The organism is Streptomyces sp. NPDC094448 (assembly GCF_044763775.1).
Classification (GTDB): Bacteria; Actinomycetota; Actinomycetes; order Streptomycetales; family Streptomycetaceae; genus Streptomyces.
Map to the genome: position 1 here is coordinate 88109 of NZ_JBIWGU010000008.1, position 25594 is coordinate 113702.

19 protein-coding genes are annotated in these 25594 nt (G+C 74.2%); 6 read left to right on the plus strand and 13 right to left on the minus strand.

Going from position 1 to position 25594, the window contains the following annotated elements; translation table 11 throughout:
• Positions 1-74: 74 nt before the first annotated feature.
• The gene (locus ACIQ9E_RS16935) at positions 75-938 is read left to right on the plus strand and encodes an SDR family NAD(P)-dependent oxidoreductase (RefSeq protein WP_403707567.1); all 864 of its coding nucleotides are present in this window, start codon (positions 75-77) and stop codon (positions 936-938) included.
• A 207-nt stretch (positions 939-1145) separates the two neighbouring features.
• Here the strand turns inward: ACIQ9E_RS16935 and ACIQ9E_RS16940 are convergent, their stop codons facing one another.
• The 4 genes from ACIQ9E_RS16940 to ACIQ9E_RS16955 all read right to left on the minus strand — a co-directional run bounded on the left by ACIQ9E_RS16940 (position 1146) and on the right by ACIQ9E_RS16955 (position 5891).
• The gene (locus tag ACIQ9E_RS16940; RefSeq protein WP_403707569.1) at positions 1146-2135 is read right to left on the minus strand and encodes a malate dehydrogenase; all 990 of its coding nucleotides are present in this window, start codon (positions 2133-2135) and stop codon (positions 1146-1148) included.
• 419 nt (positions 2136-2554) lie between these two features.
• A complete protein-coding gene (locus ACIQ9E_RS16945; RefSeq protein WP_403707571.1) occupies positions 2555-3985 on the minus strand; it encodes a DUF2690 domain-containing protein in 1431 nt (476 codons plus the stop codon).
• A 286-nt stretch (positions 3986-4271) separates the two neighbouring features.
• On the minus strand, positions 4272-5009 hold the full coding sequence (locus tag ACIQ9E_RS16950) for a DUF3017 domain-containing protein (RefSeq protein ID WP_403707573.1): 738 nt from the start codon (positions 5007-5009) through the stop codon (positions 4272-4274).
• Positions 5010-5027: 18 nt separating this feature from the next.
• Positions 5028-5891 (minus strand): bifunctional methylenetetrahydrofolate dehydrogenase/methenyltetrahydrofolate cyclohydrolase, encoded by an 864-nt coding sequence (locus tag ACIQ9E_RS16955; protein ID WP_403707575.1) that lies wholly within the window; start codon positions 5889-5891, stop codon positions 5028-5030.
• 471 nt (positions 5892-6362) lie between these two features.
• Between ACIQ9E_RS16955 and ACIQ9E_RS16960 the strand changes: the two genes are divergently transcribed.
• Positions 6363-7019 (plus strand): RDD family protein, encoded by a 657-nt coding sequence (locus tag ACIQ9E_RS16960; RefSeq protein WP_403707577.1) that lies wholly within the window; start codon positions 6363-6365, stop codon positions 7017-7019.
• A 276-nt stretch (positions 7020-7295) separates the two neighbouring features.
• Here the strand turns inward: ACIQ9E_RS16960 and purH are convergent, their stop codons facing one another.
• Together purH and purN are read right to left on the minus strand one after the other, a co-directional pair.
• Positions 7296-8870: a bifunctional phosphoribosylaminoimidazolecarboxamide formyltransferase/IMP cyclohydrolase gene (gene purH, locus ACIQ9E_RS16965; protein ID WP_403707579.1), complete on the minus strand. Its 1575-nt coding sequence runs from the start codon at positions 8868-8870 to the stop codon at positions 7296-7298.
• Entirely contained in the window at positions 8867-9496 is a 630-nt protein-coding gene (gene purN / locus ACIQ9E_RS16970; protein ID WP_403707581.1) for a phosphoribosylglycinamide formyltransferase, read from the minus strand. The genes purH and purN overlap by 4 nt, the downstream gene beginning before the upstream one ends.
• Positions 9497-9764: 268 nt before the next feature.
• Between purN and ACIQ9E_RS16975 the strand changes: the two genes are divergently transcribed.
• A complete protein-coding gene (locus ACIQ9E_RS16975) occupies positions 9765-10508 on the plus strand; it encodes a hypothetical protein (RefSeq protein ID WP_403707583.1) in 744 nt (247 codons plus the stop codon).
• Between the two features lie 121 nt (positions 10509-10629).
• Here the strand turns inward: ACIQ9E_RS16975 and ACIQ9E_RS16980 are convergent, their stop codons facing one another.
• On the minus strand, positions 10630-12456 hold the full coding sequence (locus ACIQ9E_RS16980; protein ID WP_403707585.1) for a DUF6350 family protein: 1827 nt from the start codon (positions 12454-12456) through the stop codon (positions 10630-10632).
• A 146-nt stretch (positions 12457-12602) separates the two neighbouring features.
• Between ACIQ9E_RS16980 and ACIQ9E_RS16985 the strand changes: the two genes are divergently transcribed.
• Complete coding sequence (locus ACIQ9E_RS16985; protein ID WP_403707587.1) at positions 12603-13955, plus strand: sigma factor-like helix-turn-helix DNA-binding protein; 1353 nt, start codon at positions 12603-12605, stop codon at positions 13953-13955.
• Between the two features lie 214 nt (positions 13956-14169).
• Here the strand turns inward: ACIQ9E_RS16985 and sucD are convergent, their stop codons facing one another.
• The 5 genes from sucD to ACIQ9E_RS17010 all read right to left on the minus strand — a co-directional run bounded on the left by sucD (position 14170) and on the right by ACIQ9E_RS17010 (position 21532).
• Positions 14170-15054: a succinate--CoA ligase subunit alpha gene (gene sucD / locus ACIQ9E_RS16990; protein WP_403707589.1), complete on the minus strand. Its 885-nt coding sequence runs from the start codon at positions 15052-15054 to the stop codon at positions 14170-14172.
• A 21-nt stretch (positions 15055-15075) separates the two neighbouring features.
• Entirely contained in the window at positions 15076-16257 is a 1182-nt protein-coding gene (gene sucC / locus ACIQ9E_RS16995; RefSeq protein ID WP_403707591.1) for an ADP-forming succinate--CoA ligase subunit beta, read from the minus strand.
• A gap of 309 nt (positions 16258-16566) precedes the next feature.
• Positions 16567-17817 carry a vWA domain-containing protein gene (locus ACIQ9E_RS17000; protein ID WP_403708127.1) on the minus strand — a complete coding sequence of 417 codons (1251 nt, stop codon included), beginning with the start codon at positions 17815-17817 and terminating at the stop codon, positions 16567-16569.
• A gap of 38 nt (positions 17818-17855) precedes the next feature.
• Entirely contained in the window at positions 17856-20396 is a 2541-nt protein-coding gene (locus ACIQ9E_RS17005; RefSeq protein ID WP_403707593.1) for a DUF5682 family protein, read from the minus strand.
• Positions 20393-21532: an AAA family ATPase gene (locus ACIQ9E_RS17010; protein WP_403707595.1), complete on the minus strand. Its 1140-nt coding sequence runs from the start codon at positions 21530-21532 to the stop codon at positions 20393-20395. Before ACIQ9E_RS17010 ends, ACIQ9E_RS17005 begins: the two co-directional genes overlap by 4 nt.
• Positions 21533-21670: 138 nt before the next feature.
• Here ACIQ9E_RS17010 and ACIQ9E_RS17015 point away from each other — a divergent pair, with 138 nt between their 5' ends.
• Together ACIQ9E_RS17015 and ACIQ9E_RS17020 are read left to right on the plus strand one after the other, a co-directional pair.
• Positions 21671-23047 carry an SWIM zinc finger family protein gene (locus ACIQ9E_RS17015; protein ID WP_403707597.1) on the plus strand — a complete coding sequence of 459 codons (1377 nt, stop codon included), beginning with the start codon at positions 21671-21673 and terminating at the stop codon, positions 23045-23047.
• A 257-nt stretch (positions 23048-23304) separates the two neighbouring features.
• Positions 23305-24909 (plus strand): DUF5691 domain-containing protein, encoded by a 1605-nt coding sequence (locus tag ACIQ9E_RS17020; protein ID WP_403707598.1) that lies wholly within the window; start codon positions 23305-23307, stop codon positions 24907-24909.
• A gap of 215 nt (positions 24910-25124) precedes the next feature.
• Here ACIQ9E_RS17020 and ACIQ9E_RS17025 read toward each other — a convergent pair whose 3' ends face one another.
• The gene (locus tag ACIQ9E_RS17025; RefSeq protein ID WP_403708130.1) at positions 25125-25547 is read right to left on the minus strand and encodes a cobalamin B12-binding domain-containing protein; all 423 of its coding nucleotides are present in this window, start codon (positions 25545-25547) and stop codon (positions 25125-25127) included.
• Between the last annotated feature and the right edge of the window lie 47 nt (positions 25548-25594).

Sequence of the window (25594 nt, forward strand, 5' to 3'; positions counted from 1 at the left end):
GCGGCGTACCGTCGTCCCCACGAAACGAGACGACCCGTCTCGGTATCGGATCGCGAACCGCGAAGGAGCCCGCTGTGACCACTTCCCCCGACCGCGTCTGGTTCGTCACCGGTGCCGGCCGCGGCCTGGGCCGGGCCTTCGCCGAGGCCGCCCTGGCCGCCGGCGACCGGGTCACCGCCGTCGCCCGCGATATCGCACCGCTGGACGGACTGGCCGAGAAGTACGGGCCGGACCGTCTCCTCGCCCTCTCCCTCGACGTCACCGACCGCGCCGCCGTCATGGCGACGGTCGACCGCGCCGCCGCCCACTTCGGCCGGCTCGACGTGGTCGTCAACAACGCCGGCTTCCTGGCGATGGGCATGGTCGAGGAGTTCACCGAGGACCAGGCCCGCGCCCAGCTGGAGACCAACTTCTTCGGGGCGCTCTGGGTCAGCCAGGCGGTCCTGCCCCGGCTCCGGGCCCGCCGCAGCGGGCATATCCTCCAGATCTCCAGCATCGGCGCCCTCGGCGGCTTCCCCCTGACCGGCCTGTACAGCGCAAGCAAATTCGCGCTGGAAGGACTGAGCGAATCCCTCGCCGCCGAGGCCGCGCAGTTCGGCGTCAAGGTGACGATCGTCGAACCCGGCGGCTACTGGACCGGCCTCTACACCAGGGGCCTGACCATGACGGAGCCCCTGGACGCCTATGCGGACCTCCGTACCGAACTCCAGCAGCAGTTCGCCGAGGCCTCCCGCGACAGCCTGCCCGAACTCGCCGCGGCGGCCGTCATGGAGCTGGTCGCGTCCGACGATCCGCCGCTGCGGCTGCTGCTGGGCGGCCTGGCGTTCGATGTGGCCATGAGCGCCACGGAGGCCCGTCTGGAGACCTGGCGGGCCTGGGAGACCACGAGCCGCGCGGCGGAATGCGCCGTACCGGCACCCGAGGGCTATGGCGCGTAAGCCCTGTCCGGGCGGTCTTCGAGGATCAGCCCGCGGCTCCCCCGGCCCTGCGGCCGGGTAGGCCCCGGATGCGGTGCATCGCCCGGACAGGGCCTGAAGTACGGCCCCGGATCGCCGCCGCGACGGGGGCGGAGCCGTACGCAGCGGACCCCGGGTCCGGCACCGTCAGGGGTGCCGGACCCGGGGTCCGTTCGCGAGCGGGAAGACTCAGATCAGGCCGAGGGCGCGGACCGCGTCGCGCTCCTCCGCCAGCTCCTGCACCGAAGCGTCGATACGGCCGCGGGAGAAGTCGTTGATCTCCAGACCCTGGACGATCTCGTACCGGCCGTCCTTGGTGGTGACCGGGAAGGAGGAGATCAGGCCCTCCGGGACGCCGTACGAGCCGTCGGACGGGATGCCCATGGACGTCCAGTCGCCGTCGGCGGTGCCGTTCACCCAGGTGTGGACGTGGTCGATGGCCGCGTTCGCCGCGGACGCCGCGGAGGACGCACCACGGGCCTCGATGATCGCCGCGCCGCGCTTGGCGACGGTCGGGATGAAGGTGCCGGCCAGCCAGGCCTCGTCGTCGACCAGTTCGGCCGCGTTCTTGCCGGCGATCTCCGCGTGGAAGATGTCCGGGTACTGGGTGGCCGAGTGGTTGCCCCAGATCGTCAGGCGCTTGATGTCGGAGACCGCGGCACCGGTCTTCGCCGCGAGCTGCGAGATCGCCCGGTTGTGGTCGAGGCGGGTCATCGCGGTGAAGCGGTCGGCCGGTACGTCCGGCGCCGCCGCCTGGGCGATCAGCGCGTTGGTGTTGGCCGGGTTGCCGACCACGAGGACCTTGATGTCGTCCGCGGCGTGGTCGTTGATCGCCCGGCCCTGGGGCTTGAAGATGCCGCCGTTGGCCTCCAGCAGGTCGCCGCGCTCCATGCCCTTGGTACGGGGGCGGGCACCGACGAGGAGGGCGACGTTCGCACCGTCGAAGGCGACGTTGGGGTCGTCGGTGATGTCGATACCGCGCAGCAGCGGGAACGCGCAGTCGTCCAGCTCCATCGCGGTGCCCTGGGCGGCGCCGAGGGCCGGGGTGATCTCAAGAAGGCGCAGTTTGACCGGCACGTCCGGGCCGAGCAGGTGGCCGGAGGCGATGCGGAACAGCAGCGCGTAGCCGATCTGGCCGGCCGCGCCGGTCACGGTGACGTTGACGGGAGTGCGGGTCATGGCGATCTCCGTAAGACATCTGGCGGTGAGGGGTCCTGCCCCTGGGTCGGATCCCTCCCCGACACCCTTCTCCGCACCGGCGGCACGCACCGGACCGGGGTCCGCCGGGGCCGCTCCGCACGAATCTTGATGTGAAGAGACATCTCCGCGGTCAGGCTATCCGACCCGTGCCGCCGCGATCCGCCAGCCCCTCGTTGCCTTGCTCACTCCCTGCCGGTCGGGCTCCGCCCCGGATCGGGGTCTCTGGTGGACCAGGCCGGATCAGCGGGCGGGGGTGCAACCCCCCTGGACTGCCCGAACTACCTTGGACTGCCCGGACTGCCGCCCCGGGCCCCCACCCGCACCCGGAGGGCACCGGGGAAGGGCCTGCCCCGGCAGGCAGGCCCGGCCGGGGCCGCAAGCCGGCGGCCCCGGCCGGGCTACTGGACGACCGTGCAGGCCGTGGTGCCGTTCGTCAGCTCGGCGCACGCCTTCGCGTCCGAGCCCCTGCCGGACGCCGTCATCGGGGTGTACGCGTCGCTCTCGCCGTTGACCGTGCCGGTCTGGCGGCCCTTCCCGCCGACGCTGATATTGACGGAGTCGCCGGTCGACGCGTCCACCAGCCGGGCCCAGGCCGCCTGGCAGACCTGGCTGAACCGGACTTCGATACGGGCCTTGCCCACGGTCGCCTGGGAGACCGTCCGCGCGTAGTTCCCGCCGCACCCCATGTCCTCGGGGTTCTTGCCCGTGCACTCCGCACCGGTGCACTTGACGCCCGCCGGAGGCGCGGACGGGCTGCCGCCGCCGGTGCTGCGGGAGGGCGCCGGCGGAACCTTGGCCACCGGCTCGGTCCGGTCGCGGTCCCGGGCGGTGGGCTCGCCGCCGGTCGCCCCGAGATCGGTGAACAGGACGGCCGCCACGATCAGTACGAGCGCCCCGGCGACCCCGGACAGGAACAGCACGATCCGCCGTTTGCCGAGCCCGGCGGAGCCGGAGCCCGGCCGGGGACCGGAACCGGAGGCGTCGCCGGTGGAGGCGGTGGGCGCGGTGGGCTCGGCATCGGACGGCGGGGGGCCTCCGGCGGCCGCCGCCGCCGCGGCTTCCGCGGCCCGCCGGGCCCGGCGGGCCGCCGCCCGGCCGCCCCCCTCGGGCACGACGAAGGGCTGCGGCGGAGTCGCGGGCCCGCCGTCGTCGATCAGTACGGCGTTCCAGAGGGACGGCCCGGAGTCCGCACCGGCACCCCCCGGAGCCCCGGAAGGCTCGACGGACGATGCGCGCGCGGGGGGCGGGGCGGCAGCCGCCGTCGCCGGGCCGGCCGACTCCGGGCCGGCCGACTCCGGGCCGGTGGAACCCGGACCGGGAGTCCCCGGACCGAGCGGGTCCCCGCCCAGCGGATCCGCGCCGGGGTACCGCGGGCCCAGGGGGTCGGGGCCGAGTGGATCCGGGCCGGTCGGGCCGGGGGCCGGGGCGGGGTCGGCCGGCGCCCCGGCGGCCCCGGGTACGGACGGCGATATCGCCTCCGGCCCGGCCTTGGGGACCGAGGCCCACTCCCGGGTCCTGGCCACCCTCAACTGCTCCGTCGCCCGGTCGCGGCCCGCCTCCAGCCGGCGCCAGGCCCGCTCGGCCCGTGACCGCAGGGAGGTCAGCTCGTGGACCCCGGCTCCGGTCCGCTCCGCGAGCGCGGCAACGGCCCGCTGCGGCGGCAGGATCCGCCCGTCGAGATACCGCTCCCACGACGTGACGCCGAAGCCGGTCGCCACGGAGAGCCCGGCCATATCGAGCCCGCTGCCGTCGACGATCCGGCGCAGTTGCTCGGTCAGCTCCCGGATATCCGGGTCGAGCCCCTCCGGCAGCGCCTTCCACTGAGGCAATGTCCTACCCCCTACTCCCCGGCACTCCCGCCCGGTAGCGGTCCGGAACGGGCGGCGGCTCGCCCGCGGCGACGGCGCGGCTCCCCGTACCGCGCGCCCTCCGGTCCGGCGCTCCAGTCTCCCATCCCGGACCGACGATCACACCGGGGTGCAACGGTCACGGCCCTGCCACAGGTCGCGACGGTCCGGGAGGCGGTGAACGCGGCGGCGCCCGCCGGCCTCGCGTTCGAGGCCGGCGGGCGCCGTGGGACCGCTCCGCAAGGCTGCGTCGGGCGGCGGCTTCCGGTCAGTCGGTCTCGCGGCCGACGAGGAAGTGGACCACGTCCTCCAGGAAGGGGATCTGGAGCCACGGCTCGGGCTGCACCATGAGCGCGAGCAGCGAAATGACCGTGCCCAGCAGGCCGTATGTGGCCATGTCCGTGAAACGGGACCGTACGGCCAGCATGCCGACCGACGGGATCATCCGCCGCATCACGGCTGCGGCGATCAGGGAGAGACCGATCAGCAGCGTGCCGACCCGGGCGGCCTCGGGGAACGGGTCGGTCCCCACGATCACCAGGCCCAGACCGACAAGACCGAGCACCGTGAGCAGCGGCCACTGCCGGGCGGGCGCGGGAGCGTCGCCGGGTGCGGCCCGGCCGCCGCCCTCCGGCCGTGCGGTGTCCGTGGTCAGCGCAGGCGGGCGCCGGGACGAGCCCGTACCGCCGCCGGTGCTGTCGCCCCCGCCGCTGTCGGTGCCGGTCTCGGCCCCGGCCCCTGAGGCAGAGCCGGAATCCGGATCGGGATCGGCGCCCGAGGCGGCGGACGCCCCGCCGGAGGTCCCGTCCCCGTCCGCCGCCGTAGCGGCGTCCCGGTCCGGATCCGGGCCGGGAGCCGGATCCGTACCGCTCCCGGAGACAGCGGCGGACGCCCCGCCGGAGGTCCCGTCCGCGGGACCCGCCGGGCCGTCGGCGGCCGCGGGCGGCCGCTCACCGTCGCCGGTGCCGGCGCCCGTCTCCCGGTCGTCGTTCGTCCGTACGGCCATGGCCGGTCTCCTCCGCTCTCAGTTCCCCGCGCCGGCCGCGCGCTCCGCCGCCTCGACCACATTGACCAGCAGCTGGGCGCGGGTCATCGGGCCGACACCGCCCGGGTTCGGGGCGACCCAGCCCGCGACCTCCGCGACCCCGGGGTGGACATCTCCGACAATCTTCCCGTTCTCGTCGCGGCTGACGCCGACATCGAGCACCGCAGCGCCCGGCTTCACGTCCTCCGGCTTCACCAGATGCGGCACCCCGGCGGCGGCGACGATGATGTCCGCCTGCTTCAGATGCGCGGACAGATCACGCGTACCGGTGTGGCACTGCGTCACCGTCGCGTTCTCCGACTTGCGGGTGAGCACCAGCGGCATGGGCCGCCCGATGGTGATGCCGCGGCCGACGACCACCACGTTCGCGCCGTTGATCTCCACACCGTGGCGGCGCAGCAGCTGCACGATGCCGTACGGGGTGCAGGGCAGCGGCCCGGGTACGCCGAGGACCAGCCGGCCCAGGCTGGTCGGGTGCAGCCCGTCGGCGTCCTTCGCCGGGTCCATCAGCTCCAGGACCCGGTTGGTGTCGATGCCCTTGGGGAGCGGGAGCTGGACGATGTAACCGGTGCACTCGGGGTTCTCGTTGAGTTCCCGGACGACCGCCTCGATGTCTTCCTGGGTGGCGGTTTCGGGCAGTTCGCGCTGGATCGACGCGATGCCGACCTGGGCGCAGTCACGGTGCTTGCCGTTGACGTACCAGCGGCTGCCCGGATCGTCTCCGACGAGGAGGGTGCCGAGCCCCGGGACCACCCCCTTCTCCTTGAGCGCCGCCACGCGGGCGGTCAGTTCGGACTTGATCGCTGCTGCGGTGGCCTTGCCATCGAGAATCTGGGCGGTCATACCCCCATCCTCGCGGATGGACCCTGCCCGGTTCCAATTCCGGTCCGGGGAGCGGACGGTCCGGTGTCCGCACGGGACGGCCGCCCGCGCATGCGGGACCGCCCCGTACCGGCCCGGGACGGGCAGCTCCGCGTCCGGCGGCGGGCAGGGAGTCCCCACCGCCCGGCACGGGAGGGCCGCCGGGGCCCCGGCGCATCGGTACGGAATCGTTGCGCGGGCCCGGCCGGCCCGCCGTGTCCGGATTGCCCCGGAAACCGATATTGCACTTGCACAACACTGGGTGATCAGGCTGGACAAGGCGTCGAGACGAACAGCACGATGATGGGGTTAACGTGTCGCGGCGGATTCGGGGGGATATCCGCAACCCACTCCATGCCCGTCATGGGCTCCGTGGTTCTTCATGTGCTTGCCCGTGCTTCCTCCCGCACGGACCGCGCCGTCCCGGCGCCTGTTCAACGGAGGAATTCCGCCATGAGTTTCGGCGACCCCAACAATCCCTACGGCCGGCAGCCCGGTCAGGGCTACGGGCAGGATCAGGGCTACGGGCAGAATCCGGATTACGGCCCGCCCTCGGCCGACCGGCCCGGTTACGGCTATCCGCAGCAGGGTCAGTCCCCGTACGGCCAGCAGCCCCCGCAGCCGTACGACCAGCCGCAGTACGGCTATCCGCAGCCCCCGACCACGCCTGTCCAGCCCTACGGCGGCTACCCCGGGGACGTGGGCTACGGCGGTATGCCGCCGTTCGCGCACTGGGGGCTGCGTTTCGGTGCCGCGGTGATCGACGGACTGATCAGCTCGCTCCCGTACGTCATCCTCAATACGGTCGGTACCGCCACCAACTCGGTGGCCCTGATCGCGGCGTCCTTCGTGGTCGGTATCGGGATGTTCCTCTGGCTCCGGGTGCAGGAGGGCAGCACCGGCCAGACCCCGGGCAAGAAGGCCGTGGGCATCAAGGTGCTCCGCCAGAGCGACGGCGCGACCATCGGCTTCGGGATGGCCATCGTCCGCCAGCTCGCCCACATCCTGGACATGCTGCCCTGCTACCTCGGCTATCTGTGGCCGCTGTGGGACGAGAAGAAGCAGACCTTCGCCGACAAGGTCTGCGCCACCGTCGTCATCAAGGCCTGAACCCCGTCGGCCCGTGCCAGGGCCGTCGGGCCGGGTACGGGCGGACGGCGTCCGAAGCCGGGTGACCGCGTCCGAAGGCCCGGCGCACCGCCCCCGAGGGGCCGGGCGCCGCACCGTCCGCCGCGTGCCGTCCGGGGCACCGCTCGCCCCGGACCGCCGCACGCCGGACGGCGGCCGCCGGATCGCGCGCCCGAAAGCGGAAGGCCGCACACCCTCCCCGGGGTGTGCGGCCTTCCGTATGTCCACGGCCGGCCGCGCGGCCGCCGGTGGCGGGGGTCAGTGGAAGAAGTGGCGCGTCCCGGTGAAGTACATCGTCGCGCCCGCCTTCCGGGCCGCCTCGACCACCAGCTCGTCGCGGACCGAGCCGCCCGGCTGGACGATCGCCCGCACCCCGGCGGCGATCAGGATCTCCGCCCCGTCCGGGAACGGGAAGAACGCGTCGGACGCGGCGTACGAACCCCGGGCCCGCTCCTCCCCCGCCCGCTCGACCGCCAGCTTCGCCGAGTCGACCCGGTTGACCTGGCCCATGCCGACGCCGACGGACGCGCCGTCCTTGGCGAGCAGGATCGCGTTCGACTTGACCGCGCGGCAGGCCCGCCAGGCGAAGGCCAGCTCCGCCAGCCCGGCCTCCGACAGCGGTTCGCCGGCCGCCAGGGTCCAGTTCTCCGGGGCATCGCCGTCGGCCTGGAGCCGGTCGGCGGCCTGGAGCAGCGCGCCGCCCTCGATGAGCTTCAGCTCGACCGGCGAGGAGGGCGCGTCCGCGCAGCGCAGGACCCGGATGTTCTTCTTCCTGGCGAGCACCTCGACCGCGCCGTCCTCGTACCCCGGGGCCACGATGACCTCGGTGAAGACCTCCGCGACCTGCTCGGCCATCGCCACCGACACCGGACGGTTGACCGCGATCACACCGCCGAAGGCGGACAGCGGGTCGCAGGCGTGGGCCTTGCGGTGCGCATCCGCAACGTCCGCGCCGATCGCGATCCCGCACGGATTGGCGTGCTTGATGATCGCGACACACGGCTCGGTGTGGTCGAAGGCGGCGCGCCAGGCGGCCTCGGTGTCCGTGTAGTTGTTGTACGACATCTCCTTGCCGTGCAACTGCTCGGCGCCGGGCAGACCGCCCGTGCCGTCGACGTACAGCGCGGCTCCCTGGTGCGGATTCTCGCCGTACCGCAGCACACCGGCCCGCCGGTAGGCCGCCCCCAGGAACTCGGGGAACTCCGCGCCGGACTCCGCCGCCGGGGCCTGGGCCGCGAACCAGTTGGCGACGTCCACGTCGTACGCGGCGGTGTGGGCGAACGCCTCGGCGGCCAGACCGCGGCGGGCGGCCAGGTCGAAGCCGCCGTCCGCGACCGCGGCGAGCACGTCCGCGTACCGGCCGGGGCTGGTGACGACCGCGACCGAGGGGTGGTTCTTGGCGGCGGCGCGGACCATCGAAGGGCCGCCGATGTCGATCTGCTCGACGCACTCGTCGTAGCCGGCGCCGGACGCGACGGTCGCCCGGAACGGGTAGAGGTTCACCACGACCAGGTCGAAGGGCTCGACCCCCAGCTCCTCCAGCTGCTCGCGGTGCGCGTCGAGGCGCAGATCGGCGAGGATTCCGGCGTGGACGCGCGGATGCAGCGTCTTGACCCGGCCGTCCAGGCACTCGGGGAAACCGGTCAGATCCTCGACCTTGACGACCGGCACCCCGGCCGCGGCGATCCGCCCGGCGGTCGAGCCGGTGGAGACGAGCTGGACGCCCGCTCCGTGCAGACCGCGGGCGAGCTCCTCCAGACCCGTCTTGTCGTACACGCTGACCAGCGCCCGCCGGATGGGCCGCTTGCCGCTCGGGGCAGCCTCAACAGTCACGGGAAAACAACCTTTCGTCCCTCGATGCGATAGCCGTCACGGGCCAGTCGGCCGACGACCTCGACGAGCAGCGCGCGCTCGATTTCCTTGATGCGCTCGTGCAGAGCGGCTTCGTCGTCCTCGTCCCGGACCGCCACCGCGCCCTGCGCGATGATCGGGCCGGTGTCGACGCCGTCGTCGACGAAGTGGACGGTGCACCCGGTGACCTTGGCGCCGTACGCGAGTGCGTCCCGCACCCCGTGGGCGCCGGGAAAACTGGGCAGCAGGGCGGGGTGCGTATTGACGCAGCGCCCGCCGAAACGGGCGAGGAACTCCTTGCCCACGATCTTCATAAAGCCCGCCGAGACGACGAGGTCGGGCTCGTACGCGGCGGTGGCCTCGGCCAGGGCGCGGTCCCAGGCCTCCCGGGTCGCGTAGTCCTTGACCCGGCAGACGTACGTCGGCAGCCCGGCGCGCTCGGCGCGCTCCAGACCGGCGATTCCGGTCCGGTCGGCCCCGACGGCGACGATGCGGGCGCCGAAGCCGTCCGGGTCTTCGGCGATGGCGTCCAGCAGGGCCTGGAGATTCGTACCGGAACCGGAGACGAGGACGACGATGCGCGCGGGGCGGGCAGGGGCGGGGGCCACGGCGGGATCTCTTTCGTGTACGGCTCGACTTTGTGTGGTCGTACAAACGAATCGCGCCCCTCAATACGGGGAACTCTACGAAAGGGTCGACCGTCAGCAACGATACCGGCACACAGGAAGGCCCCCACGGGACGGGGGCGCGCCCGGGAGGTAGCGTCAGGGGACAACCACCCGTCCCCGGACGGGTGACCACATGAACCCGACAACACAAGACCCGACCACGACAAGACCCCAGGTGCACCGGGTCTGAGGGGAAGACGTTCACCAGATGCGGGACCGACGCCGCCGTACGGACCTCCTGTTGCCGCGGGAGCGCCAGTCCACCGACGACAACAACCCCTTCGCGCCGCCGCCCGAGGGCAAGCCCGACCAGCCCTGGCAGCCCCGCCGTCCCGACGAGGGCCGCGGATCGGACGCCGACGGCAGCGGCAACGGCGGCTCCGGCGACGGCGAGGGCTCCGGTTCGTCCGGTGGCCGTTCCGGCTGGGGCAGCCAGTGGAGCAGCCGCCAGCCCGGCCGCTCCTCCGGAGGCGGCTTCGGCGGCCGCCCCGGCTCGAACAACTCCCCGGAGAACGGCCCCCAGAGCCCCGGGCCCCGGTGGGACCCCACCGACCCGGCGCAGCGGCATGCCCGCTATGCCATGATCGCGGGCCTGTGGGCGCTGTTCTTCACGCTCTTCCTCGACCTCCCGGAGGTCGGCCTGCTCCTCGGCGCCCCCGCCCTGTACTGGGCGATCAGCGCGCTGCGGACGGCGCCGAAGCCGCCGGACGCCGCGTCCCAGGCGGGCGGTCTGTCGCCGCAGACCGTCCGGCGCACCCAGCGGACCAGTGCCATCGCCGGTCTGGTGATGTCCGTGATCACCCTGCTGACGGTGGGCTCGATGTACGCGGCTCAGCTCGTCTACCGCGATTTCTACGTCTGTGAGCGGGACGCGCTGACGAAGACCGCGCAGTCGGCGTGCAACAGCAAGCTGCCGGAGCCGCTGCGGGGCGTGTACGGGGTCAAGGACTGACCGGAGCGGTACGGCGAAGGGGCCCGGCCCGGGGAGCGCATCCCGGGCCGGGCCCCTTCGCCGTACGGTCCCGGTCCCCGGGGTCCCCGGCGGGTCATCCCAGGCCCGGGTCCTCGTCGGGTCAGGTCCCCGGCGGGTCCCCGTCGGGGATGGCAGGCGGTTGCGCGGCGGGCTTCCGGGGTTTCGCGGGGGACGGCGGCCGTACGGGCGAGGGGGCGCTCGGCCACGGGCTCGGCGGGGCCGCCCACGGGCGGGCCGGGTCGGCCGGCGGAGGCGTGGGGCTCCCGTCCGCCGTCCGACGGCTCCGCCGCTCGGCCCAGCCGTCCGGCGGCAGATAGTCGTACGGCTCCGCCTCCGCGTCCAGGGAGTCCAGCACCTCCAGGGCCTTCGCCTGCGCGGGGGCCTTCGGGATATCGGGCGGCGCGGTGCCGCGGCCGGCCGGCCGGCCGGTGTCCTCGGGGGCCGCGGGGGCGACCGCTCCGGCCGGTTTCGGGGTGACTGCTCCGGCCGGTTTCGCGGGGGCCGATCCGGCCGGTTTCGCGAGAGCCGCCGAGGTCGCCGTTCTCGCCGGGACCGGAAGCGGGGGCTGGGGCTGGGGCTGGGGTTCCGGTGCCGCGGTGGCGCTTCGGGCCCTCGCCCCGGCGCGTACCGCCGACAACCCGCCCGCGCTTGCGCCCCTCCCCCGCCACTCCCGTACCAGCAGCGCCCCCGGCACCCCGATCCCCGCCGTCCACAGCAGTGCCGCCGCCCCCGCCGACCACCAGACCGGCCCGAACTCCGCGAGCCGGTCGGTGCCCAGCGGACCGCTCGCGGCCGCCGCGAGCACCGCGACCGCGAGGCCGCAGAACGCGGCGGCGAGCAGGGCGTCCGCGGCCGTGTCACGGCGCCGTACGGCATCGGCGCGGGCTGCTGCGAACACCGCGACCGCGAGCCCCGCCGCCACCGGCACCAGGAGCGACGACCAGTTCAGCGGGGTCCCGGGCCCCTGCGCGGGGACGATCGCGACCAGGGGGAAGGAGGGCAGCGCCGGATCCCCGGACAGGGCGAGGGGCGTTGCGGTCGCCCCCGTACCGAGGGCGAATCCGGGGCCCAGCCCGTACGCCGCCGCCCATACCGCCGCATTGGGCACCAGCGCGATGCCGAGCAGCAGGACCGCGAGCCGTCCCGACCAGATCCGGGCCAGGTGCAGAAAGGAGTCCTGGGTCGCGTCGGCGTGCCAGACCAGTGCGGCGGCGACCAGCAGCGCACCGCCGCCGGCCAGGACCGCCGTCGCCGCCGTCGCGGCCCGGGCGGCCGTCTCGAACCGGCTGCCGGGCAGGGCCGCGCGCATCAGGGGCTCCCGCAGCCGGGCGGGCAGCCGGGCGGGCGGCGGGCCGAGGGGCCGGCCGTTCGCGGCCCAGACCCCGGTCGCCGCGGCGGCGAGGGCGACGAGCGGCAGATGGCAGGCCGCGCTCAGCGGGCCGGGGGCGATCGGGCCGCCCGCGGCGTACACCGCGGCGGCGGTGCCGACCAGCAGATAGCCGAGGGTGACCGCGCACACCGCGCCGCGCGGGGACGGGCGGGGGCGCAGCCCGGTGCCGTCCGGGACGAGGGCGTCGCGGGTGGCCCGGTGGATCAGCCAGACGGGCAGGGCGACGAGCAGCAGGGGGACGAGTCCGACGGGGGCGGCGGTGCCGTAGAGGGTGTCCGAGCGGACGAGTTCCGTGCCGTGGGCGAGCAGCCAGAGGGAGGCGGCGACATGGAGGGCGCCGTCCGGTCCGCTGTCCGGGTAGGGAGAGCTGATCCACACCATCATCACCAGGACGGTCAGCGCCCCGAGTCCGAGCCCGGCGGCGGTGGCGCCGCGGACGAGACAGGCCATGAGGGCCGCTCTCCGGCCGCCCTGCACCGGGACCGGGAGTTCCGGGGTCTGCGGGAGGGCGGGGCCGTGATCGGTCGTCTGGGTCACCCGGCCATGCTCCCAACGACACGCGCTTTCCCGTCGTAACAGGAGATTGACCGTAGTGTCGCCCAATATACGTTTATGTACTTCTATGAAAAGTGCACGGCCGTGGGGACTCCGGGGGGACCGACGACGGGCCCGGGGAGCCGTCCATGACCCGGAGACCGCCCTCCTCTTCCTCGTCGTCCCCTTCCTCCCCGCCGCCCTCCCCGCCACCTTCGCAAACACCGCTGCCCGCCCCGAAGGAGCGGCGCAGGCTCCGTGAGGAGCGGTCGATGAGCGAAGAGCAGATCGCCCGGGCGCTGGGCGTGACCAAGGCGACGGTACGGGCCTGGGAGACCGGCCGCGGCGAACCGCGCGGGCGCCGGCGGGAGGCGTACGCCAAACTGCTCGCGCCGCCGGAAGCCTCCAGCGCCCCCGCCCGGCCCCAGGACGAACACCAGAGCGGGGAAGCGCCGCTGACGGCCCCCGCGGGATCCGGCGGCCCGCCTTCCGGTGCCGCGACGACCGGCGCGGTGGGCGGGACGGGCCGGCCGGGGGCGGCCGGGGCGGGAGGCGCAGACAGGGCAGACGGTGGTCCGTCCGGCGCGGCTGCCGCTACGGACCAGGCACCGGCCGCCGAACCGGAGCCGGCGCCCCCGGCACCCCGCCGCGTACCGGCCGCCGGGCTTTCGCCCGCCGGGGCCGCTGCGCTGGCCGCGGCCAGGAGCCCCGCCGAGGCGTTCGACGTGCTGTACACGCACTGCGCACCGGGGCTCGTCCGGCAGACGTACCTGCTCACCGGGCGGCTCCTGCTGGCGCACGAATCGGTGGAGCGGGCCTTCCACATCGCCTGGCAGCAGTGGCCGGACGTCGCACAGGACCGGGACCCGGTCAGCTGGGTGCGTTCGGCGGCGTACGAGCTGGCGCTCTCGCCGTGGCACCGGCTGCGGCCCGCGCACCGGCACGCCGACAGTCCGCCGCTGGACCGGGCGGGGCGGGAACTCCTCGCCGTACTGCTGCGTCTGCCGCCGCCGTACCGCAGGACCGTCCTGCTCTACGACGGCCTCGGGCTCGACCTGCCGGAGACCGCGGCCGAGACCGAGGCCAGCACCCCGGCCGCGGCCAACCGGCTGCTGCACGCCCGGGAGACCGTCGCCGCCGAGGTGCCCGAACTGGCCGACCCCGAGGCGCTGCGCGACCGGCTGGCCGTGCTGCTCGCGGACGGCGGGCCCGTGCCGCAGCCCGCTCCGGCGGCGGACGTCCGGTCGACGGGCGAGCGACGGGCCTGGTTCTGGACCCGGCTGGCGCTCACCGCGACCGTGGTGATCATGAGTGCGACGGGGATGACGCTGGCGACGGCGCCGACCCGGTACGTCCCGGAGGTCGCGCCCGGCCAGCGGGTCGGCGGGGTTCCGGGCCATGCCGGTCCCCAGCGTCTGACCCCGCGGGACGTGGCCCTCCGGAAGCTGCTCAGCGCCGGACCGGCCGCGGGCCCCGGCCGTCTGGTCCCGCTGCCCCGGTAGCCCGCTCCGTAGGCCACGGCACGGGACCGGGCCGCACGGGGACGGGCGCGGCGGGCGAGAGGACCCGGCGGACTCCGGTGGTGGCGCTACGGCGGCGAGGGCGGCCGGAAACGCGGGTGGGCCCGCGCCCCCGAAAGGGACACGGGCCCACCCGTGGTGAACCGGCGGCCGTGGCGGCGGCCCGAGGCGGACCGCCCGACCGCAGCGGACTCGCTTACGCCGAGAGGATCGCCCGCGCGAGCTTCGCCGTCTCGGTCGGGGTCTTGCCGACCTGGACGCCCGCGGCCTCCAGGGCCTCCTTCTTGGCCTGCGCCGTACCGGAGGAGCCCGACACGATGGCACCGGCGTGGCCCATCGTCTTGCCCTCGGGGGCGGTGAAGCCCGCGACGTAGCCGACGACCGGCTTGGTGACGTTCGCCTTGATGAAGTCCGCCGCACGCTCCTCGGCATCGCCGCCGATCTCGCCGATCATCACGATCAGCTCGGTCTCCGGGTCGGCCTCGAAGGCCGCCAGGGCGTCGATGTGCGTGGTGCCGATGACCGGGTCACCGCCGATGCCGACCGCCGACGTGAAGCCGATATCGCGCAGCTCGTACATCATCTGGTAAGTCAGCGTGCCGGACTTGGAGACCAGGCCGATCTTGCCGGGCTTGGTGATGTCGCCCGGGATGATGCCCGCGTTGGACTGGCCGGGGGTGATCAGGCCGGGGCAGTTCGGGCCGATGATCCGGGTCTTGTTGCCCTTGGCGACCGCGTACGCCCAGAAGGCGGCGGAGTCGTGGACCGCGATGCCCTCGGTGATCACGACGGCGAGGGGGATCTCGGCGTCGATCGCCTCGACCACGGCGGCCTTGGCGAAGGCCGGGGGGACGAAGAGGACCGAGACGTCGGCGCCGGTCTCCTTCATCGCCTCCGCGACCGTACCGAAGACGGGTACGGAGGTGCCGTCGAAGTCGACGGTCGTACCGGCCTTGCGGGGGTTCACGCCGCCGACGATGTTGGTGCCGTCACCGAGCATCAGCCGGGTGTGCTTCATGCCCGTGGCACCGGTCATGCCCTGGACGATGACCTTGCTGTCCTTGGTCAGGAAGATAGCCATGGTGGTGGTGTACCTCGTCCCTTACTTCGCGGCCGCGGCCAGCTCGGCGGCCTTGTCGGCCGCGCCGTCCATCGTGTCCACGCGCTGCACCAGCGGGTGGTTGGCGTCGGAGAGGATCTTGCGCCCCAGCTCCGCGTTGTTGCCGTCGAGGCGGACCACCAGCGGCTTGTTGACGTCCTCGCCCTTGGCCTTGAGCAGCTCCAGCGCCTGGACGATGCCGTTGGCGACCTCGTCACAGGCGGTGATGCCACCGAAGACGTTGACGAACACGGACTTGACGTCCGGGTCGCCGAGGATGATCTCCAGGCCGTTCGCCATGACCTCGGCGGAGGCACCGCCGCCGATGTCCAGGAAGTTGGCCGGCTTGACGCCGTTGTGGGACTCGCCCGCGTAGGCCACGACGTCCAGGGTCGACATGACCAGACCGGCGCCGTTGCCGATGATGCCGACCTCGCCGTCGAGCTTGACGTAGTTGAGGTTCTTGGCCTTGGCGGCGGCCTCCAGCGGGTTGGCCGCGTCCTTGTCCTCCAGCGCCTCGTGCTCCGGCTGGCGGAAGTCGGCGTTGGCGTCGAGGGACACCTTGCCGTCCAGCGCCAGCACCCGGCCGTCGGCGACCTTGGCGAGCGGGTTGACCTCGACGAGGAGCGCGTCCTCGGCGACGAAGGTCTTCCAGAGGGTCACCAGGATCTCGGCGACCTGGTCCGCGACCTCGGCCGGGAACTTCGCGGCGGCGACGATCTCGGCGGCCTTCTCCGCGGTGACACCCTCGTTGGCGTCGACCGGGATCTTGGCGAGGGCCTCGGGCTTGGTGGCCGCGACCTCCTCGATGTCCATGCCGCCCTCGACGGAGGCCATGGCCAGGAAGGTGCGGTTGGTGCGGTCGAGGAGGTACGAGACGTAGTACTCCTCGGCGATCTCGGGCGCGGTCTCCGCGATCATCACCTTGTGGACCGTGTGGCCCTTGATGTCCAGACCGAGGATCTGACCGGCCTTCTCGACCGCGTCGTCCGGGCTGATGGCGAGCTTGACGCCACCGGCCTTGCCCCGGCCGCCGACCTTGACCTGGGCCTTGACGACGGACTTGCCGCCCAGCCGCTCGGTCGCCGCGCGCGCCGCGTCAGGCGTGTCGATGACTTCACCGGCCAGCACCGGTACACCGTGCTTGGCGAAGAGGTCCCTCGCCTGGTACTCGAACAGGTCCACGCGCGTCCGTCCCTTTTCTGATGATCGCGGTTCCTAGTAGGCGTGGGCGTGCCGCGGAGGGCAACGTGACTGCGATCGTCACAAGGGAGGCGCACACGGAGACCGGCACGCGGCATGTCCGTCTCGCAGGTTATCCCCGCTGAACGCGGCCTCCTAAATCGCAGCTCACACCTGGGTGGTGAGAACAGTCACAGATCGAACGACTGGAGGGTTCACGCGCCCTGGACAGGGCGGGCCGGGCGGTCCCGGTCCCCGCTCCGGGGGCCGCGGGGCAGCGGGGCGGGCGGCGGCGCGCGGCCGGCGGGGCCGTCAGCCCGCCGGCTGCTGCCCCGGGGCCGGTATCGGCAGCGGACGGCGTTCGACGGCCGCGGCCATGATGCCGGGGAAGAGGTCGGGGGTGCAGGCGAAGGCCGGTGCGCCCAGTTCGGCCAAGGCTGCGGCGTGCTCCCGGTCGTAGGCGGGGGCACCCTCGTCGGAGAGCGCGAGCAGGGCGACGAACTGCACCCCGGACGCCTTCATCGCCGCGACCCGCTTCAGCATCTCGTTGCGGATGCCGCCCTCGTACAGGTCGCTGATCAGCACCACCACCGTGTCGGCCGGGCGGGTGATGCGCTCCTGGCAGTAGGCGAGGGCCCGGTTGATGTCCGTACCGCCGCCGAGCCGGGTGCCGAAGAGGACGTCGACCGGATCGTCGAGCTGGTCGGTGAGATCCACCACGGCGGTGTCGAAGACGACCAGCCGGGTGGCGAGGGAGCGCATGGAGGCGAGGACGGCACCGAACACGGACGCGTAGACCACCGACGCCGCCATGGAACCCGATTGGTCGATACAGAGCACCACCTCCTTCTTGACCGCCTGGGAGGCGCGCCCGTAGCCGATGAGACGCTCGGGGACGACCGTGCGGTACTCGGGGAGGTAGTTCTTCAGGTTGGCCCGGATCGTCCGGTCCCAGTCGATGTCCCGGTGGCGGGGGCGGCTGATCCGGGCGGAGCGGTCGAGGGCGCCCGTCAGGGTCGACCTGGTCCGGGTGGCGAGCTGCTTCTCCAGCTTCTCGACGACCTTGCGGACCACGGCGCGGGCGGTCTCCTTGGTGGTCTCGGGCATGGCCCGGTTGAGGGAGAGGAGGGTGCCGACGAGATGGACGTCGGCCTCGACGGCCTCCAGCATCTCCGGCTCCAGGAGCAGGGCCGACAGGTCCAGCCGGTCGATGGCGTCGCGCTGCATGACCTGGACGACGGAGCTGGGGAAGTACGTACGGATATCACCGAGCCAGCGGGCGACGGAGGGCGCGGAGGCGCCGAGCCCGGCGCCCCGGCCCGAGCCCCTGCGGCCGCCCGCGGAGCCGTCACCGCTGCCGTAGAGCGCGGCGAGGGCGGCGTCCATGGCCTGGTCGCGGCCGGTGAGCGCACAGCCGGTGCCGTCGGCGGAGTCTCCGCCGAGCACCAGCCGCCAGCGGCGCAGCCGCTCGGCCGCGGCCCCGGGACCGGCCCCGGCGCCTGCGCCTGCGGCCGGGACGGTGTCCGTACCGGCGGCGGGGCCGGTGTCCGTACCGGTGATCATGCCGGTGACCGTCGGATCGGCGGCTGTGGTGTCGGTGGTCATGCCCCCACCCCCAGGAGGTTGTCGAAACGGTCGTCGGCGGTGCCCAGCAGCAGTTTCAGCACCGGCAGCACGGCATCGGCGCGCCCGCCGTCCAGACCGGGGCCGAAGCCGGGCGATCCGGCGCTCGCCGTGGCGGACCCGGCGGCGGCGGACCGGACGCCCGTTGCGGCACCGCGCCGGACCAGTTCACCGAGGGTGCGCCGGACCCCCGGCTCGTAGGCGGAGAAGGTGCGGCGCAGCAGCGGCAGCACATCGGTGAAGGACTCCGGCGGGACCGCGGTCAGCCAGTCGTCGACGAGGCCGAGGAGGCGTTCGTCGTGGACCAGGAGCATTCCGCCGCCCGCGCCGCCGCCGACGAAGCCTTCGATCCACGCGGCGGCCTCGGCCGGCGGGGTGCCGGGCGAGAGGGCGAAGCCCATCAGCAGGGCGGCCTCGTCCTCGGCGAGGGCGCCGTCGTCGAGGAGGAGCCGGGCGGCCCGGCCCCGGATGGTCCCGGCGGCGGTGCTCCGGCCGGCGAGGGAGCGCAGGACGGTCCGCCAGCGGCCGGCGAGCCCGCCGTCGCCGGGGAGCAGGCCGACGGCCCCGTGCACGGCGTCGAGGTGGCGGCGCATCGCGGCGGCGCCGTCGGCGTCGAGGCCGGTGCAGGCGGGCGGCAGTCCGACACAGATCCGTTCCGCGAGGCCGGTGGCGACCTCGGCGAGGGCGCTGGTGTCGGTGGCCCGTACGTCTCCGTAGCGCAGGGCGCGGGCGAGGGCGGGCAGGGCCTGGGCGAGCCGGGCGACATCGGTGTCGAGGGCCGCCCGGTCCGCGAGGGCGCGCATCACGACGGGCAGGGCATCGGGCAGCTCGGCGAGCAGGCACCGCTCGGCGAGGGCGGTGACGGCGATGAGTTCGCCGGCGGTGCGGGCCTGGTGTTCGGCGCGGGCGGTCGCGGCGGAGAGCACGGTGGTGCCCCAGACGCCCGCTTCCGCGACCCGGACGTGGAGTTCGGGTTCCCAGCGGAGCCGCCAGGTCTCCCGGAAGGTACCGGTGCTGCCGCGGCCGGTGGCCGGTTCGCCCCAGTCGACGCCGAGGAGCCGCAGCCGGTGCAGCAGCCGGCTCTTGGCGGTGTCCGTCTCCTTGCGGAGGTCCAGCTCCACTTCCCGCTCCAGGGCCTCCGGCTTGAGGCGGAGGCTGCGCTGGAGCCGGGTCAGATCGCGCTGGAGCGGGACGGCGGGCGCCTCGTCCGGGACTTCACCGAGCACATCACCGACGACGAGCCGGTCCCGGACGAGGGCGAGCGGGATGTCGGAGCCGTCGCACATCACGGCCCGGACGGCGTCGGTGGTCTCGGTGAGCCCGGCGAGCGGGCGGCCGCGCATCACCGCGAGGGTCTCCGCGAGCCGTACCGCCTCGATGACATGGGCCGACGAGACGGGCAGGTCCTCGTCGCGCAGCAGTCCGGCGACCTTCGTCAGCCAACGCTCGACGGGCCGGTCCCGGGCGGTGAAGAGATGGCCGTACCAGCCGGGGGAGTCGATTCCGGCGCCGTAACCGCTGATCCGGGCGAGCCGGCGGTGGGTCCACGGCACCCAGGTCGTCTCGGTCCTGACCTTCGGCAGCCCCTTCAGCAGGGCCTTGTCGGCGGCGACGGTGGTGCGTTCGGCGAGGGCGGGGACGTGCCAGGCGCCGCAGACGACGGCGATCCGGTCGCCGAACTCCTTGCGGGCAGCCCGCAGTTCGAGCCGCATCCGGGCCTCGCGGATCAGATCCCGGTCGTGGCCTCCGTGGCCGTAGGTCTCCCGGAGCGCGGTCATGGCCTCGGCGAGGACGGCGAAGGAGGCGAACGGGTCGCCGTCGCCGCGGTGTTCGACGACGTCCTCCCACCAGCGTTCGGCGTCGTCGTAGCCGGCGGCTTCGGCGAGCACGGCGAGCGGGTCGATCCGCATCCGCTCCGGGTCGACGGCCGGGGCGGCCCCGTCCCCGTCCCCGTCCCCGGGCAGGACCGCCGCGTCGTCCGCGCCGTTCACGTCGGCCCGGTGGGCGGGCTCCCCGGGCACGGCGTCCCAGCTCGGATCGGGGTCATCGGCGGCCCCGGATGCGGATCCCCCCGGAACCGCTTCCGGGGCCGCCGGTGCCCCGCCGCCGGTGAGCGCGAGGGTGTGGGCGGCGGGCAGGTCGATGAAGCGGACCGGGACGTCATGGTCGAGGGCCCAGCCGATGGCGACCCACTCGGGGGAGAACTCGGCGAAGGGCCAGAAGGCGGCCCGGCCGGGATCGTCGACCGCATGTGCCAGCAGGGCGACCGGGGGGCGCATCCCGCGGTGGGCGGCGAGCGCCAGCAGGGCGTCGCCCTCGGGCGGGCCCTCGATGAGCACGGCGTCCGGCGCGGCGGCGGCCAGGGCGGCACCGACCGCACGGGCTGAACCCGGGCCGTGGTGGCGGACGCCCAGCAGCAGCGGCACGGCGGGCGGCGCGGGCGACGGGCCCGCCGCCGTCCGTTTCCGGGCCGCGGCGGGCTGCTCACCGGTCCCGCGCGGCGGCGGCGCCCCGGTCATACGGCGGCCTCGCGGCAGGCACGGTAGAAGTCCTTCCAGCCGTCGCGCTCGCGCACCACGGTCTCCAGATACTCCTGCCAGATCACCCGGTCGGCGGCCGGATCGCGGACCACGGCGCCGAGGATCCCGGCGGCGACGTCACCGGGCCGGAGCACCCCGTCGCCGAAGTGCGCCGCCAGCGCCAGCCCGCCGGTGACGACGGAGATCGCCTCGGCGGTGGAGAGCGTCCCGGAAGGGGATTTGAGCTTGGTACGGCCGTCGGCGGAGACGCCCTCGCGCAGCTCGCGGAAGACGGTGACGACGCGCCGGATCTCCTCGACACCCTCGGGCACGGCGGGCAGGTCGAGCGACCGGCCCAGCTGGTCGACCCGCCGGGAGACGATGTCGACCTCCGCTTCGGCCGTCGCGGGCAGCGGCAGGACGACCGTGTTGAAACGGCGGCGCAGGGCGCTGGAGAGGTCGTTCACCCCCCGGTCGCGGTCGTTGGCGGTGGCGATCAGATTGAACCCGCGGACCGCCTGGACCTCCTCGCCCAGCTCCGGGACCGGCAGTGTCTTCTCCGAGAGGATGGTGATCAGGGTGTCCTGCACATCGGCGGGGATCCGGGTCAGCTCCTCCACCCGGGCGGTCGTACCGTCCCGCATGGCCCGCATCACGGGGCTGGGCACGAGCGCCTCCCGGCTGGGCCCGTGGGCGAGCAGTCTGGCGTAGTTCCAGCCGTAGCGGATGGCCTCCTCGGGGGTTCCGGCGGTGCCCTGTACCAGCAGGGTGGAGTCCCCGCTGACGGCAGCGGCCAGATGCTCCGACACCCAGGTCTTCGCGGTCCCGGGGACGCCGAGGAGCAGCAGCGCGCGATCGGTGGCCAGGGTGGTGACGGCGACCTCGACGATCCGGCGCGGGCCCACGTACTTCGGGGTGATCACCGTGCCGTCGGGCAGGGTGCCGCCGAGCAGATACAGCGATACGGCCCACGGCGAGAGCCGCCAGTTGACCGGACGGGGCCGGTCGTCGGCGGCGGCCAGGGCGGCGAGTTCGGCCGCGAAGGCCTGTTCCGCATGGGGCCGCAGGACGTCGGCGGACGGCGCTTCCGGCCTGGTGGGCGCGGTGGGTTCCTCGACGGCTTGGGACACGGACATGACTCCCCCTCGACTTCGTTCCGCATGGTCGGTCCGAGCTGTTCTCCACCCTGCACCACCCCACTGACAACGGGCCGTCGTCGCAGGCCGGGACGGGTTTTCCGGGGATTGTCAGTGGTGGCGCTTACGGTCGGAGACATGAATGGACCGGGGGTTCGTTGGACGGCGGATCAGGTGCTCGCACTGGCTCCTGACGCTGTGTCGAAGAAAGCGGGCGGCAGGCTGGCGACGGCCGGGCCGTGGTCCGGCACCGGTAGCGGGGACGGTGCCGTGTGGGGGTTGTGCAAGGGCAGCGGCAGCAAGCCGTACCAGACGGTCGTGGACACGACGGGCCCGGCGTACAAGTGCAGTTGCCCCAGCCGCAAGTTCCCGTGCAAGCACGCGCTGGGGCTGCTGCTGCTCTGGGCCGGGGACGCCGGCGCGATGGCCGACGAGACCGTCCCGGAGTGGGCGGGGCAGTGGCTGGAGCCCCGGCGCGAACGCGCCGAGGCGCGGCAGGCCCAGAGCGGCGAGAGCGGCGAGAGCGGCGGGGAGCCCGTCGCCGGGGCCGCCGACGCGGAGGCCGCCCGCCGCCGGGCGGAGCGCCGGGCCGGCCGGATCTCGGCAGGCGCGACCGAGCTGGAACAGCGGCTGACGGATCTGCTGCGCGGCGGTCTCGCCTCGGCCGAGCAGGCGGGTTACGGCTTGTGGGAGGAGACGGCGGCCCGGATGGTCGACGCCCAGGCGCCGGGCCTGGCCGCCCGGGTCCGGGAGCTGGGGGCGATCCCGGGCTCCGGGCGGGACTGGCCGGTGCGACTGCTGGAGGAGTGCGCGTTGCTGCATCTGATGGATACCGCCTGGCTGGGCCGGGAGCGACTGCCCGGCCCGCTGGCCGCGACCGTCCGCAGCAGAGTGGGGATCAACGCGCCCGCCGACGGCACTCCGGTACGGGACCGCTGGCGGATCCTCGCGCAGTACGACTCCTCCGACGGCAAGGTCACCACCCGCCGTATCTGGGTGCACGGCACCGAGTCGGGGCGTACGGCACTGCTGCTGTCCTTCGGGGCGGCGGGCCGGTCGCCGCAGCTCGCACTCCCGGTCGGGGGCGAGCTGTCGGGGGTGCTGGTGCCGTATCCGGGCGCCGGACAGCTCCGGGCCGAACTCCGCGAGCAGTCCGGTCTCACCGGTGGCCCGGCCGCCCCGCCGCCGGGCGGTTCGGTGACCGCCGCCCTCGATGCCTACGGGCAGGCCCTGTGCGACGACCCCTGGCTGGAGTCCTGGCCGGTGACGCTCACGGACGTCGTCCCGGTACCGGTCCCGGGCGGCAGCGGCCCGCACTGGCAACTGGCCGACGCGAACGGCGAAGCGGCCGTCCCGCTGACGCCCGCCGCGCTCTCCCGGCCCGGCCTGTGGAAGCTCGTCTCCCTCTCCGGCGGCGGCCCGGTCACGGTCTTCGCCGAATGCGGCCATACGGGGGCGACCCCCCTCGCCGCGTGGTCGCCCGCCGCTGGGCCCGAGCCGATACCCCTGGTCTGACCGGGGGCGGTCCATCCCGGGCGGCCCGGCGCCCGGCTCCTCGGCGCCGGGCCATGGAGGCATCGGCGCGGCGGGAAGCCCTGCCTGCACCGGAGTCCGGCCGTCGGTCGCGCCGGGGGAATCCGGTTCATGCGGCCCGCGCCCCCCGGCCGGACGGCCGGAGCGATCCGGCCGCCGCCGGTTGCACAGCCCGCACGGGCCGCCCCGCCGACCGCACCCCCTTTCTTCTTGTTGTTCCGCATCCGCAGGAGAGGCCCATGTCGCAGCGCAGCACCGGCACCGTTCTCTGGGAGGAGCTGGTCACCTCCGCCCTGCTCGGCACGGACCGCCGGCCGCCGCCGGCCGCCGTGACGAAGCCCGGCGGGGACGCGCCAACGGCCCTGCTCGACGCGGCGGCGGTCCTCACCGTCCGCCGCAGGGCCGGGCTGCGGCCCGCACATCCGGCCGAACCGCCGGAGCCCGCACCCGCCGACACCCGGCCCGCGCTGCCCGAAGCGGCACACCGCAGACTGGGACAGCTCCTCGCGGACCGGGCCGCACCGTCGACGGGCGGCCGCCGGGGGGCCGCACCGGATCTGACGGAGCTGCTGCCGCAGTGGCTCGCCACCGCCAACGGGCACGGCTACCGCAGCCCGGCGGCCCTGCTCCCCGCCCTTTTGGACGCCGCCCGCGCCAGGGCCGACCTGCGGCCCCAGGCACTGGCCTTCGCCGGAGTGCGCGGACTGTGGCTGGCCCGGTTCAACCCCGAGTGGAAGTTCGCGCTGCGGGGCGCGGCGGGCGGCGGGGTACTGCTCCCGGACACCACCGACGCCCCCGCGGTGGAACGCCTCTGGGAGGAGGGCCTGTTCGCCGAACGGGTCGCACTGCTGGACGCGGTCCGGCACCAAGACCCCGCGGGGGCGCTCGCCCTGCTCTCCGGGACCTGGGCGACGGAACGCGCCGAAGACCGGCTGATGTTCCTCGACACCCTCCGCACCGGGCTGTCCCCCACGGACGAGATGTTCCTGGAACGGGCCCTCGCGGACCGCAGCCGCAATGTCCGTGCCACCGCCGCAGAACTGCTCTCCGCGCTGCCCCGCTCGGCCTTCGCCCGGCGGATGGCGGAACGCGCCGCGGCCTGTGTACGCCCCGGACCCGCCGGGGACACCATCGCGGTCGAGCCGCCCGCCGCTTGCGGCGCGGAGATGCAGCGCGACGGCGTCGTGCCCACCCCGCCGACCGGCCGTGGCCAACGCGCCTGGTGGCTGGGGCAGCTCGTGGAGGCCGCCCCGCTGACGGTCTGGCCCCAGGTCCTCGGCCGCCGTACCGCCAAGGAGGTCGTCGGCCTGTCCGTCACCGACGGCTGGGCGGAGGAACTGCACGCGGCCTGGTGCCGGGCGGCGGTCCGCCAGCGGGACGCGGAGTGGTCGCGCGCGCTCCTCGGCGCCCCCGCGAATCCGCCGGAGGCGGGCCCCGGGACATCGTCGCTCGCGGAGCGCGCCAAGCTGCTGGCCGCCCTTCCGGAAGGCGAGCGGGCCCTGTGGGTCGCGGACTTCGTCTCCGCGCACGGACTGTCGGACGCCTTCCAGCTCCTGGGGGTCTGCGCGGTCCCCTGGGCGGAGCCGCTGGGCCACTCGGTCGTCGACGCCCTGGAGATAGCCCGCGAGGCCGGCAGCTACCCCTGGAGCTTCAGCGGGGTGATGGGGCTCGCGGAACGCTGCCTGGACCCCGGGGAGGCCGCCCGCCTCGACCTCCTCACGGGCCCGCCCGCCGAGTCGGAATCGGCGTCTCCCGGAGCGGGCACGTACTGGTCGGAGGCGTTCCACCGCCTGGTCTCGACGTTGCGCTTGCGCGCGGCGATGCGGGACGAGCTTGCGCCGTGAGCCTCGGGCTCCGACCCGGGGCCGCCTGCGGGAGCGCGTCCCGCTGGGTGCCTCGGGCCCCGGTCCCCCGGGGTGGCGTTTCCCGCGGGGTGCGGGCGGCTCCTGCGTCACGGGAGGTATTCAGGGGCGCGAGGAACTGCGCGACCAGCCCCCACCGGCCCGCGGCCGGACACGCAGCCGAAGCCACCAACAGCGCACCCCGCACCCCGAAGCCCTTAAGCCGGAGGCGCCCCCGCGGGAGGCGCGAACGTCGTGGTGACCCATTCGACGATCGACGTCGTCGTCGCGCCCGGGGTGAAGATCTCCGCCACCCCCTTCTCCTTCAGCGGCGCGATGTCCTCCTCGGGGATGATCCCGCCCCCGAACACCCGGATGTCCTCCGCGTCCCGTTCCTTCAGCAGTTCCAGCACCCGGGCGAAGAGGGTGTTGTGGGCGCCGGAGAGGATCGACAGGCCGATCGCGTCGGCGTCCTCCTGGATCGCGGTGTCGACGATCTGTTCGGGGGTCTGGTGGAGACCGGTGTAGATGACCTCCATGCCCGCGTCCCGCAGGGCCCGTGCGATGACCTTGGCCCCGCGGTCGTGCCCGTCGAGGCCGGGTTTGGCCACCACTACGCGGATCGGACCGGTCACACCCATCTTCGCCTCCACACACTCACTGCACCACCGAGTGAACGATCGTTATC

What these genes read in the sequence shown, in the direction of transcription:
- ACIQ9E_RS16940 (WP_403707569.1), bottom strand. Translation starts at nt 2,135, where the DNA reads ATGACCCGCACTCCCGTCAACGTCACCGTGACCGGCGCGGCCGGCCAG.
- ACIQ9E_RS16950 (WP_403707573.1), bottom strand. Translation starts at nt 5,009, where the DNA reads ATGGCCGTACGGACGAACGACGACCGGGAGACGGGCGCCGGCACCGGC.
- ACIQ9E_RS16955 (WP_403707575.1), bottom strand. Translation starts at nt 5,891, where the DNA reads ATGACCGCCCAGATTCTCGATGGCAAGGCCACCGCAGCAGCGATCAAG.
- ACIQ9E_RS16960 (WP_403707577.1), top strand. Translation starts at nt 6,363, where the DNA reads ATGAGTTTCGGCGACCCCAACAATCCCTACGGCCGGCAGCCCGGTCAG.
- ACIQ9E_RS16975 (WP_403707583.1), top strand. Translation starts at nt 9,765, where the DNA reads ATGCGGGACCGACGCCGCCGTACGGACCTCCTGTTGCCGCGGGAGCGC.
- ACIQ9E_RS16985 (WP_403707587.1), top strand. Translation starts at nt 12,603, where the DNA reads ATGACCCGGAGACCGCCCTCCTCTTCCTCGTCGTCCCCTTCCTCCCCG.
- sucD (WP_403707589.1), bottom strand. Translation starts at nt 15,054, where the DNA reads ATGGCTATCTTCCTGACCAAGGACAGCAAGGTCATCGTCCAGGGCATG.
- ACIQ9E_RS17000 (WP_403708127.1), bottom strand. Translation starts at nt 17,817, where the DNA reads ATGATCACCGGTACGGACACCGGCCCCGCCGCCGGTACGGACACCGTC.
- ACIQ9E_RS17005 (WP_403707593.1), bottom strand. Translation starts at nt 20,396, where the DNA reads ATGACCGGGGCGCCGCCGCCGCGCGGGACCGGTGAGCAGCCCGCCGCG.
- ACIQ9E_RS17010 (WP_403707595.1), bottom strand. Translation starts at nt 21,532, where the DNA reads ATGTCCGTGTCCCAAGCCGTCGAGGAACCCACCGCGCCCACCAGGCCG.
- ACIQ9E_RS17015 (WP_403707597.1), top strand. Translation starts at nt 21,671, where the DNA reads ATGAATGGACCGGGGGTTCGTTGGACGGCGGATCAGGTGCTCGCACTG.
- ACIQ9E_RS17020 (WP_403707598.1), top strand. Translation starts at nt 23,305, where the DNA reads ATGTCGCAGCGCAGCACCGGCACCGTTCTCTGGGAGGAGCTGGTCACC.
- ACIQ9E_RS17025 (WP_403708130.1), bottom strand. Translation starts at nt 25,547, where the DNA reads ATGGGTGTGACCGGTCCGATCCGCGTAGTGGTGGCCAAACCCGGCCTC.